12 protein-coding genes and 1 pseudogene are annotated in these 10,602 nt (G+C 68.2%); 9 read left to right on the top strand and 4 right to left on the bottom strand.

The genetic code is table 11. The features are described 5' to 3' along the window. The coding region (locus O3Q52_RS39605) for a hypothetical protein (protein ID WP_269653411.1) at positions 1–430 on the bottom strand (430 nt) is incomplete at its 3' end. Positions 431–604: 174 nt separating this feature from the next. On the opposite strand from O3Q52_RS39605, the gene O3Q52_RS54470 reads away from it, so the two are divergent. After that, positions 605–1,012, top strand: coding sequence for an RICIN domain-containing protein (locus tag O3Q52_RS54470; protein ID WP_369124181.1), 408 nt, complete (start codon positions 605–607; stop codon positions 1,010–1,012). 70 nt (positions 1,013–1,082) lie between these two features. Here the strand turns inward: O3Q52_RS54470 and O3Q52_RS39610 are convergent, their stop codons facing one another. Then, complete coding sequence (locus O3Q52_RS39610; RefSeq protein WP_269653412.1) at positions 1,083–1,625, bottom strand: sigma-70 family RNA polymerase sigma factor; 543 nt, start codon at positions 1,623–1,625, stop codon at positions 1,083–1,085. A 258-nt stretch (positions 1,626–1,883) separates the two neighbouring features. Between O3Q52_RS39610 and O3Q52_RS39615 the strand changes: the two genes are divergently transcribed. From O3Q52_RS39615 to O3Q52_RS39640, 6 genes and pseudogenes are all read left to right on the top strand, one after another. After that, positions 1,884–2,339, top strand: a complete 456-nt coding sequence (locus O3Q52_RS39615) for an aldehyde dehydrogenase family protein (protein ID WP_269653413.1) — start codon at positions 1,884–1,886, stop codon at positions 2,337–2,339. Between the two features lie 38 nt (positions 2,340–2,377). Beyond that, entirely contained in the window at positions 2,378–3,373 is a 996-nt protein-coding gene (locus O3Q52_RS39620; protein WP_269653414.1) for an LLM class flavin-dependent oxidoreductase, read from the top strand. 37 nt (positions 3,374–3,410) lie between these two features. Beyond that, entirely contained in the window at positions 3,411–4,625 is a 1,215-nt protein-coding gene (locus O3Q52_RS39625; protein WP_269653415.1) for an MFS transporter, read from the top strand. A 149-nt stretch (positions 4,626–4,774) separates the two neighbouring features. Next, entirely contained in the window at positions 4,775–5,359 is a 585-nt protein-coding gene (locus O3Q52_RS39630) for a GNAT family N-acetyltransferase (protein WP_269653416.1), read from the top strand. A 73-nt stretch (positions 5,360–5,432) separates the two neighbouring features. Beyond that, the gene (locus tag O3Q52_RS39635) at positions 5,433–5,693 is read left to right on the top strand and encodes a Scr1 family TA system antitoxin-like transcriptional regulator (protein ID WP_332112982.1); all 261 of its coding nucleotides are present in this window, start codon (positions 5,433–5,435) and stop codon (positions 5,691–5,693) included. Next, positions 5,690–5,859: pseudogene (locus tag O3Q52_RS39640) on the top strand (DUF397 domain-containing protein); the annotation flags it as partial. The gene O3Q52_RS39635 and the pseudogene O3Q52_RS39640, both read left to right, overlap by 4 nt. Before the next feature lie 31 nt (positions 5,860–5,890). Here the strand turns inward: O3Q52_RS39640 and O3Q52_RS39645 are convergent. Then, the gene (locus O3Q52_RS39645) at positions 5,891–7,477 is read right to left on the bottom strand and encodes a hypothetical protein (protein ID WP_269653417.1); all 1,587 of its coding nucleotides are present in this window, start codon (positions 7,475–7,477) and stop codon (positions 5,891–5,893) included. A 308-nt stretch (positions 7,478–7,785) separates the two neighbouring features. Here O3Q52_RS39645 and O3Q52_RS39650 point away from each other — a divergent pair, with 308 nt between their 5' ends. Continuing rightward, positions 7,786–8,037: a hypothetical protein gene (locus O3Q52_RS39650; RefSeq protein ID WP_332112983.1), complete on the top strand. Its 252-nt coding sequence runs from the start codon at positions 7,786–7,788 to the stop codon at positions 8,035–8,037. Positions 8,038–8,155: 118 nt separating this feature from the next. Here O3Q52_RS39650 and O3Q52_RS39655 read toward each other — a convergent pair whose 3' ends face one another. Then, entirely contained in the window at positions 8,156–9,634 is a 1,479-nt protein-coding gene (locus O3Q52_RS39655; protein ID WP_269653418.1) for an MFS transporter, read from the bottom strand. 101 nt (positions 9,635–9,735) lie between these two features. Here O3Q52_RS39655 and O3Q52_RS39660 point away from each other — a divergent pair, with 101 nt between their 5' ends. Then, complete coding sequence (locus O3Q52_RS39660; RefSeq protein WP_269653419.1) at positions 9,736–10,245, top strand: MarR family winged helix-turn-helix transcriptional regulator; 510 nt, start codon at positions 9,736–9,738, stop codon at positions 10,243–10,245. The last annotated feature ends 357 nt before the right edge of the window (positions 10,246–10,602 follow it).

Consider the following 10,602-nt stretch of genomic DNA (forward strand, 5'->3'; position numbering starts at 1 on the left):
CCTGTGAGCGATTGCGTGCAAAAACGACGAGGCGCAGCACCGCGAACCGCGCGACACCGGCGAGGGCGGAGGCAGCCAGGTAGACGACCTGCTCGAGCACCGCACCGGGTGCCGCCACCAAGTGCTGCAGGACAAGCATCGCCACGCAGGTCACCACGAACGCGGCCGCCGCGGACCCGGCCGACTGCACATGCTGGCGCCAGGTCGCACGCCCGCCTGCGCCGAAAGTGAAGCGGGCGTGCAACTCGGTGGCGAGGAGTGTGGAACCCGCAGTGATCAGGGCGTTGGCCAGACCCCAGGGAATCCAGGAGGCGAGGGCGGCCACGGCGAAGCTGGAGGCGAGCCCCATCCCGCCGCCGCAGAGCACGAAGCGGGCAAAGACGGCGAAGACGCCAGGTGCCGCCTGCTGCTGGCTCCGGGCCGTCCTCATGATCCGACACCTTTGACTGCCCACGTTCCGAAACGCACGCCTCTCGACCTGCGCGGATATCGACCCGTCGTTTCCCATGACAGAAACGCTACGTTGCGTTCATCTATTAGGCAACGCATTTGTTGCGGTTATCTTCAATCTTCGCAGACCATAGCCCAAATATCGTTGCAATAGATGCGAGCTAATGCAACGCGCTCGCACCGTACGTTGCAATGGATTGGAGGTGAACGCCAGTTCGTCAACTGTCACAACGGCAAGGCCTGGGACGGCGACGGCGACAGCGTAGCGACCGCCGACGGAATCACGGTCCGCCAGTGGGAGCATGCCGGCGGCACCCATCAGCAGTCGTGTCCGCAAGCGCCCGGTACGAGCGGGCAGTACCGCTTCGTCGCCCGGTGCAGCGGCAAGTGCCCGGCCGCGGGCGGCTCCTCCTCCGACGACGGGGCACATCTGCCTCAGCAGCCCTTCTCCGGGGCGCCCGCCAGGCGCTCACACCGACCGGCCGACTCCCCTCACACGATTCGGGGCCCTTACAGCCATACCGTCGAACCCTTCGTGCCCGCGGTTCCGTGTACCTCTTGAAGTCGGCCCGCCGGCGGACGACGGACGACGGGAGGAGTGGGCGATGGGCAACCGCGGAGGCGTACGCGTCTCAGCTCATCGTGGCGGGATCCCCCGATGCCACGCGGGCCCGCAGCGCGTTGAGGGCGTAGTGCTGGCGCGACTTGACCGTTCCCGCGGGAATCCTGAGGATGTGGGCCGTCTCCTTGATGGTCCGGCCGCACAGATAGGTGTGCACCAGCACCTCCCGGTGGTCGTGGGAGAGCTCACGCAGCAGGGAGGTCGTCTCGACGGAGGTCAGCACGGATTCGCAGTGATCGGGCAGGACGACGTCCCGGTTGTCGATGCCGACGCTCTCCCGGCGGACGGAGGCACTGCGCATGCGGTCGACAATCAGGTTGCGCGCGACGGTCAGCAGCCAGCCCCGCACGGACCCCTCGGTGCTGTAGAGGCGCTCCGTGTGCGGCCACGCACGGATGAGGGTCTCCTGAACTATGTCCTGCGCGGTGTGCCGGTCGCTCAGCAGCTTCTCCGCATAGGCGAGCAGCGCCGTCATGTGGTCGCAGACCAGGTCGTCGAGCAACTGCCTGTGATGCGCGGGCGAGGCGGTCTCCGCGCCGGTGATCGTGTTCATTTTCCAGTTCCTGAGGGGGAGTTCGGTCCGCTCCTCTCCCCCACACCGGTGCCCGCACTTGCACACGGAGGCGCGGCGAGCAGGGGAACGCGGCCGTAGCGGGGGCACCGGCACGGCCTACGCAGGGAAGGGCCGGATGGGCCCCGACGAAGCGGCGCGGCGAGCGTAGACAGGTCCCTCTTCCGGAACAGTGACGGTCTTCTGACGTCCGACCGCAACGCCCCGCGCGGAAAGCGATCCGGTCCCGGGCCGGCCGAGGTGGCGGCCGATCTCGCCGAGGCGGCGTTCTGGAACGCCGGCCAGAACTGCACCGCCGGATCGAGGACGCTCGCCCACTTCTCCATCGAGGACGAGTTCGTCGCGGCCTTGGTCATCCACGGTCGTCGCCGGAGGCGAGCAACTGCACCAGGACTCCGGCGGCTTCGTCGCGCCCGCCGTCATCGACAACGTCTCCCCGCCATGGCCGTGGCACGGGAGGAGACCTTCGGCCCGGTCGTCACGGTGCTGTCGTTCGACACCGACGAGGAAGCACTCGCCATCGCCGACGACACCGATTGCGCGCCGACCGCCACCGTCTGGTCCCACGACATCGACCGGGCCCTCATGCCGGCCCGCAGTGTCGTGGCCGGTACCGTCGCGGTCAATGGACCTGACGCCGAGCGTGCATCCTGGCTGCCGCGCCCGGACCGGGAATCAGACGTCGAAGGCTCGTAGCCAGGGCTGACCGGCGCGCGACGAAGCACCCAGCCGCGATGCGGCGTGAACCTGCGGAGGTCGAGATCACCATGACGACACGGGACGGCACCATCGGCGTCCTCCTGCCCCGCGACACTCCGACGCAGGACATCATCCCCTTCGCCCGGCGTGCGGAGGAACACGGCTTCGACGAGTTGTGGGTGGTCGAGGACCTCGGCTACCGAGGGGGACTCGTACAGGCGGCCACCGTCCTCGCTTCCACCACGCGGATCCGGGTCGGCGTCGGACTCCTGCCGGCCGGCGCCCGCAATGTGGCCTTCACCGCGATGGAGATCGCGAGCCTCGCGCAACTCCATCCCGATCGCCTCGACATCGCTGTCGGCCACGGCATGCCGTCCTGGATGCGGAGCGTCGGCGCATGGCCAAAGAGCCCCCTGACCCTCCTGGCCGAGTACATCACCGCCCTGAAGTCGCTGCTGAGTGGCCAACCCGTGGATCAGCACGGGAAGTACGTACACATCGACGGAGTACGACTGCACGAGAGCTCCACCCCGGCTGCGGCCCTCGCCGTCCTGGCGGGCGTGCGCGGTCCCAAGTCCCTGGCCGTCTCGGGTGACGTGGCCGACGGCACTCTCCTCGCGGAACCGGTGACACCGGCCTACGTGACAGAAGCCCTCAAGCACATCGCGCCCACCCGCCCCCACCGTCTGGTCGCCTACAACATCGCGGCGATCGACGACGATCCCGCCGTCGCACTGGCAGCCGCCCGTCCCGCCCTCGCAGTGGTCGCGGAACCGGACTGGCGGCCCCACATCGCCCCGCTTCCCTTCTACGACGACCTCGTCGCCCTGCGCTCACGCTGTGACAGCGCGGAGGACTTCGCCCGCGTTCTGCCGGACGCATGGGTACGACAGCTCGCCGTGGCGGGCACACCGGAACAGGCACGCTCAGCTCTGGCGGGCCTGTTCGACGCGGGCGTCACGAGTGCGATCCTCGCCCCCGTGGGTCCCGACTACAGGGCGTCGTTGGAGTCACTGGCGGCGATCCTGTGAACAGTCGACCCACACACGTGAAAGAACACACCTCTTGATGGACCCGGCCACGCGCCGCCGCAGGGCGGCGCTGTTCCTCTTCTTCCTCATACCCGGCCTGTCGATTTCCTCATGGGTGACCCGGACACCCGACATCCGGGACCAACTCGACGTCTCGACCGCGCAGATGGGCATCGTCCTGTTCGGGCTGTCAGTCGGATCCATGCTCGGCATTCTCAGTTCCGGAACGCTCGTGGCCAGGTTCGGCACCCGGCCCGTCATGGGCGCCGCAACACTGCTGATCATCCTCAGCATGGCGGTGATCGGCCTCGGGACCACGCTTTCCTCCGCCCCGGCAACCACCGCCGGACTGTTCCTCTTCGGAGCCGGAATGGGCGGTGGAGAGGTCGCGATCAACATCGATGGCGCCGACGTCGAGCAGATCACAGGAGGGACGGTACTGCCCACACTCCACGGCTTCTTCAGCCTGGGAACCGTCGTCGGGGCCGCGCTGGGAATCCTGTGTACCGCTGTCTCCGTCCCGGTGCAGTGGCACCTGACCTCCATGGCCGCCATCACGGCAGCCATGTTTGCCTATGCCTTCCGCTCCATTCCCCATGAGGTCGGCAAGACCCGAGACGACAGCTTGCAGTCCGACGCGAGCACCACACAGACCCCGGTGCGAGTCTGGAAGGACCCAAGGCTGTTGCTGATCGGTGGGGTCATCCTGGCCATGGCACTGGCCGAGGGTTCCGCCAACGACTGGCTGCCCCTGCTCATGGTCGACGGCCACGGCGTGGACCCCGCCCTGGGGTCAGCCGTGTACACCGGCTTCGCCACCGCTATGACCATCGGCCGTTTCGCCGGCGGATTCCTCATCGACCGCCTCGGCCGCGCCCGCGTTGTCCGAGCCAGTGCCATCTGCGCGACCTTCGGAATCGCCGTTGTCGTCTTCGCCGACTCGGCCGTCCTCGCGGGCGCCGCCGTTCTCCTCTGGGGCCTGGGAGCCTCACTCGGCTTCCCGGTCACTCTCTCGGCGGCCGCGGACTCCGGGCCCAACTCAGCCGCACGGGTCAGCCTCGTGGCGATGATCGGCTACGTCGCGTTCCTCGTCGGGCCGCCCTGCCTCGGTTTCCTCGGCGATCACTACGGCCTTCGCGTTGCCATGATCGTCGTCCTCGCCTTCACCGCCGTGGCGATCATCCTGGCACCTGCTGTCGGCACGCGCTCCGTTGTCTCCTCCCCCGCCACCGAGCCGACAGCCCAGCTGTGAGAGGTGGTTGCATCTCGGAACCATGCTCGAGCGTCCGAGTAGCCGTGCTGTGCACGATCTACTGGTGGGCGGAGCCCTGGTAGTGAGGGCCGAACCCGGATCGAATATTCGCTGTTCTGCCCGCCCCATGAGGACACAAGATGGTGCGCATGACTTTGGCCACCCCCACACTGCACACCGCTCGCCTGCAGCTGCGCCCCTTCACAGGCGCCGACGCGGACCGCCTCTTCGCGCTGCACAGCAACACCTCCGCAATGCGCTACTGGGACTCCCCGCCGTGGAACGAACGGGCCCGCGCCGAACGCTTCATCACGACGTGCCGGAAGATGGCGGACGAAGGCACCGGAGCCCGGGTGGCCATCGACCGCGCTTCTGACGGGGCCTTCGTCGGCTGGTGCGGTCTGACCGGATGGAACCCGGACTACCGCAGCGCGTCGTTGGGCTACATCCTCGACGAAGCGATGTGGGGCCACGGCTACGCGACGGAGGCCGCGCACGCCTTGCTCCAGTGGGCATACGACACACTGGACCTGAATCGAGTCCAGGCCGAAGCCGATACGCGCAACGTGGCATCCGCCCGGGTCCTGGAGAAGATCGGATTCATGCGTGAAGGGACGTTGCGGGAAGACTGCGTCGTGAACGGCGAGGTATCCGACTCGTGGGTGTTTGGGTTGATCAGGCGAGAGTGGCGGCCGACGGCTGTACCGATGCCAGCCCTCGAAGAGCTGCTGTAAGTCCGCTTCTGGCAGCGGCCACGTCCAGGTTGAGTGAGGAAGCCTTGACGGGTAAGGCGTGGAGGTAGGGCGGTTGCGCAAGGTCACGCTTCAGGTCATGCGGACCAAACGCGAGGAGCATGCCGGAGTACAGGGCCTGATCCAGGTGCTGAAGTTCGCTGACGGGACGGCCGTCGGGCGTTGCGATGGTGTGTTCAACCGTCGCCCGGTCGCCCGGTCTCCAACCCGAAGGATCTTCGTATCCTTCGGGTTGCGGTATGGCACGATCCGCGCGCAGGCTCGCACGCCGAGGGAGTCTCTGGCCTTCATCCAGCGCACGCTCGGAGAACTATGAGCGCCACAGAACTCCACTCGTTCAAGAGCAGCTACAGCGACAGCAACGACCCGGCGACTGCGTTGAGATAGCCCCCACCGCCGCCGCCATCCACGTCCGCGACTCCAAGAACGCCGCCGGCCCCCGACTCATGCTCAGCCCCGCCGCCTGGTCGTCGTTCGTGGCGCCCATGTCGACGGCTCAGCAGAACGGGCTGGTCACCCCGAGGCCAGCTGTTCCGCTATTTCCTGGATCCAATCGCCGGTCTTCGCCGGGTCGTTGAGGGTCTCAGCCCACGCTTCCGGCTCCAGCTTGTGCTTGGCGGGGCCGGATTTGAGAGCGATGAGCAAGGATCTGGCGGACTCCCGCATCTCGGCCGTCGTGCTGCCGCTCCCGGAGATGTCGGGACCCGCCGCCAGGGCGTAGATCTCGCGCGCCATGGCCTGGCGTTCGCCCTTCGACACCTTCTTCCAGAACTTCAGAGCATGCTTCAGTGACTCCTTGCGCGACGCGGCCTCCGCGGGGGTCTCGCCCTTCGGCGCCCAGCGCTCGGGGTGGTGGACCTCTTCGTAGCGCTTCGTGGCGGCGCGGAGCGCCTTGTACATGGTGACGCCGAGGACGAGCCCGGCACCGGCCCCGGCGAGGCCCCATCCGACCGGGTTGCTCGCCAGCCCGACTGTTCCCGCCGCGACCGCCGTCACGATGCCGGCTGCGGCCTTGGTGGACTCGCCCCCGCCGCTGACCGTCTCCTTGCCCATCTTGGTGAGCTGCTTCTTCTTCGCGTACCCCTGCACGGTGCTCAGCTTTTCCACGTCCTTTTCGGCGCGCTGGAGGGTCTCGGCGGCGTCACGGGCTTCACCCATCGCCTCCCAGGCGGCGTCGATGGCCTCGGAGACGAGCTCCAGCCGTTCCGGGCCGTCGTGGGCCCAGTAGGCGTCCAGTGCGACGTAGGCCTCCGCGGCGGCCCAGCCGGCCTGCTCCCGCGACTGGTTCAGCCGGGCCAGTGATCCCGCGTGGACGAGGTGGGGATCCCCCAGGTTCTTGACCTCCTTGTACTTGCGGGCCGCTCCCCCGACGCGGAAGGCGGACCGCATGCCCTTGATCGCGCCGATGGAAGCGCTGGCGATACCGCTCGCCTCGGACGCCACCGCGGCGTCCGCCGCCTTCTGGACCTTGGTCACCTCCTTGGCGATGGCGGCGCTGTAGCTTCCCGAATTGGCGGCGCCGACAACCGCGTCGGCCCCCTTGGTCTTGGCCCTCTTCTTCGCCGTGTGGTGGTTGGCCCCGGTCTCGTGCTTCTTGGCGTCCTTCATGTTCTTGTACGCGTCCATGCCACTGACCACGGTGCCGGCGGCCTCCGTGAGGAGGTTCCCCGACGCCGCGGAGGTCCCCGAGGCGGCGGTGGAGGCCTTGAGGCCCTCATTGGCCGAGACGGCGGCCTGCTGGGTGAAGGCCGCGTTGGTGGGGGTCTGGAAGCCCTTGATGAAGGTGTCGATGGGTTCGAGATTCTTCCTGAACCTGTCGAGGAGCGCGGCGATCCGGTCGCGATAGTTCTTCTTCGCTCCGGCGGACGCGCCGCCGTTCTCCGCCGCTCTGTCCCTCTCGGTGTCCCGGGCGGTGTCCCGGGCGCGCTGCACCGCCGCGGTCGTGGCCCGGTTGCCGGCGCGGGACTGCATCGCGAGGAGGGCGTGCTCCGTCGAGCGTGCGGACGTACTCCCGGTCCGGCTCCCTTCCCGACGCTGCTGGGCCGACGTCAGGACGGCTGCAGACTGCCGTGTCGAGGTGCGGTGGATCGGGGTGCTCATGGATGGCCTCTCCTGTACCGGACCGGGCGAGGCGAAGGTAGCCGGACCTGGCTAACAGAAGCTGTGCGGCGGGGAAACTCCTCACGGAGACTGTGGGGCGCGTGGTGGATTCAGTTGGTCGTTGCACGGTCGCCGCAACCCCTGATCGTGAAGGGCGTGAAGCTGGACGAAGGAATCCTCGACTATTTTCGCGAGGTGGTCGGCGAAATGATCGGGCGTCAAAGACGAGGTGGCCGAGGGAGACGAGGGAGGGAGATGAGTAGCGCTTTCGGGTTCTGGCCGAGGCGTCACCCGGGATCGTCGAGGCGATGCAGTTGCCGGACCTCGGTCAACGCGGCTTCGCCTTCACCGCGGCGGGCATCGCGGCCCGGATCAACGGCGAGTTGACGTCAGAGCTGTACGCCGCGCTGCGGGCGGAGGGCCCCGGCCGCAGGACCATCGCCGAGAACGCCGTCGACGACACCCTCGACTACGTGCCACATCTGCAGGTAGCCCGGCCCTGCCTGTTCGCCAGTACAGGCCATAGACGACCGACAGGAGGATCGGCAGGCGGACGGTGATCGCCGGGAAGGTCATGCGGCCTATCACGGTGATGGCCAACTACCACCGCGACAAGTCGAGAAGACTCGTCACTGCTCCCTTTCGTAAGGGGCTGGTTCAGGTTCGTAAAGGGCTGGTTCAGGCGTCGACGACGGGAGTGGCGGCCGACGTGGCCTTGTTGAAGCGCGGCAGGGCGGCAGCGCCGGCCGCGAGGAGGGCGACGATGCCCATCTGCACGTACTCGACTGCGGCGAAGGCGTGGGCGACGTTGTGCGGGGCCACGGCCAGGTAGAGGGTGCCGAGGGTGGCAACGCCGAGCGCCAGTCCGCTCTGCTGCAGGGTGATCAGCACGCCGCTGCCGATACCGGCCATGTGCGTGGGAACGTCGGCGAGCACGCTGCGGAACAGGCCGGCGAACAGCATCGACTGTCCGGCACCGACCAGGGCCAGCGGCACGGCCATCACCCACAGGCCGACGTGCGGCCAGTTCCCGAGGAGGACCGCCACCAGCGAGGCCAGTCCGGCGAGTTGGACGACGGCGCCGGCGGACAGTGCCGCCCGGCCGAACCGTGTGATCAGGCGGGGCGCGACCAGTGACCCGGCGAAGAACAGCAGGGCCATCGGCAGGATCGCCAGCCCGCTGTGCAGGGCGTCGGCATGCAGGCCGTTCTGGACGGTGAGGGCGAAGACGAACATGAAGGCACCGAAGCCGATACTGAAGGCGAACACCATGGTCAGGCCGCGGGCCATCGACGGCAGGCGCAGCAGGGACGGCGGCAGCAGCGGGACCTCGCCGCGCCGCTCGGTGCCCTTCTCCACGAGGTAGGTGGCGGCGCCGAGGACGGCTGCGACGGCGAGCATCAGCCAGGTCCACCATGGCCAGCCCAGCGAGTGTCCCTCGGTCAGCGGCACCAGCAGGGCGGTCAGGGTGGCGGCGAACAGCACGGTGCCGGGCAGGTCGATGCCGACGGGGTGGTGCGATCGGGTGTCGGGCACGATCCGGGCCGCCACGATCAGCACGACCACGCCGATGGGTACGTTGACGAGGAAGATCGGCCGCCAGGAGGTGCCGGCGATGTCGGCACTGACCAGCAGGCCGCCCACCAACTGTCCGACCACGGCGGCGATTCCGGAGGTCGCCCCGTACAGGGCCACGGCACGGGCCTTGCGTTCGCCTTCGAGGACGTGGTGGAAGGTCGCCAGCACCTGCGGGATGAGCAGGGCGGCGGTGGCTCCCTGGACGATGCGGGCCGCGATCAGCGCACCTACGCTCGGGGCGACACCGCAGGCCAGCGAGGCCAGTACGAAGCCCACGAGCGCCCCGAGGAAGATGCGCCGACGGCCGAAGCGGTCGCCCAGCCGGCCGCCGAGAACCAGCAGGGTCGCGTACGCGACGCCGTACCCGGCGATCACCAGCTCCAGCGACGAGGCGGAGGCGTGCAGCGAGGCGTCGATGCTGGGCAGGGCCACGTTGGTGATGAAGAAGTCCATGATCGGCAGGAACGCGCCTGCCAGCAGGATGAACACCCCGGCCGCGTGCAGGCCGCCGGCGCGGGCCGTGGCATGGGGAGAGCGTGCTGCAGTCCCGGTATGCCGGGAGGAAGTGCTTGTCGTCATGACAGCCCCCAGAAGACTGTAGTTATGAGAGTATAACTATGAACTCATAATGAGTATGCGTCCATAACTACTTCAGGGCAACCCCGTACCCTGGAGCCGTGATGGAGGACCAAGCGCACCCGCCGGACTCGACGGCCGGACCGGACCACGAGCAGCGGTGGGCCGAGCTGGCCGATCTCGTGCTGATCATCAGCCGGGAGGTCCAGTTCCGCGGATACGCCGACGAGAGAGCCATCCCCCTCTCACCGTCCGAGGGCATGGTGATGCGCTACCTGCAGCGCGAGCCCGACGCCCCGCCCAGCCGCATCGCCGACGCGACCGGACTGCAACGCACCAACCTCTCCACCGTCCTGGGCGGGCTGGAACGCAAGGGCCTTGTCGAGCGACACACCGACCCGGGCGACGGCCGCGGCATCACCGTCCGCGCCACCGAACTCGGGCGCACCAACTACGCCCTCGTCCGCCGGGAATGGGCCACAGCCGTCTCCGGCGCCGCCGGCCACGACACCGAACACCTCGACGCCGCTCTCGCCCTGCTCACCGCCGTGGAGACCGGACTGACCAGGACTCGACCACGGAACCGCGCCACCCGTCCGGCAACAGGAACCTGACCGGGCGCGCGCATGCGAGGAAGGCCGGCGCAGCCGGCAGGCACCGACACCCACCCACTCCGGGCGTGGCGCCGAGTCCGTGCCACTCGCCGTCGTTGCCACAACTCGTCAGACGAGCGCGCGCATCTCCTTCAGGACGATTCCGTCGGGGTGAAACCATTCGAAGCCGAAACCCATATGCTTGCGCAGCCCGGGAACCGGCCGCGCTGGCAGCCCAGTCGCCGGTGCTCTCGCAGGCCGCCATCGCGGCCTTCCCCCAACACCGGCAGGGCAACGTGCCTGAACCGCCCCGGGTTCGATAGAGATCTCAGATTATGGTTGTGACCTGGGGTTTCGTGGATTCCATGTAGTGGTTGG

It is taken from the genome of Streptomyces sp. ActVer, from assembly GCF_027270795.1.
GTDB classification, from domain to species: domain Bacteria; phylum Actinomycetota; class Actinomycetes; order Streptomycetales; family Streptomycetaceae; genus Streptomyces; species Streptomyces umbrinus_A.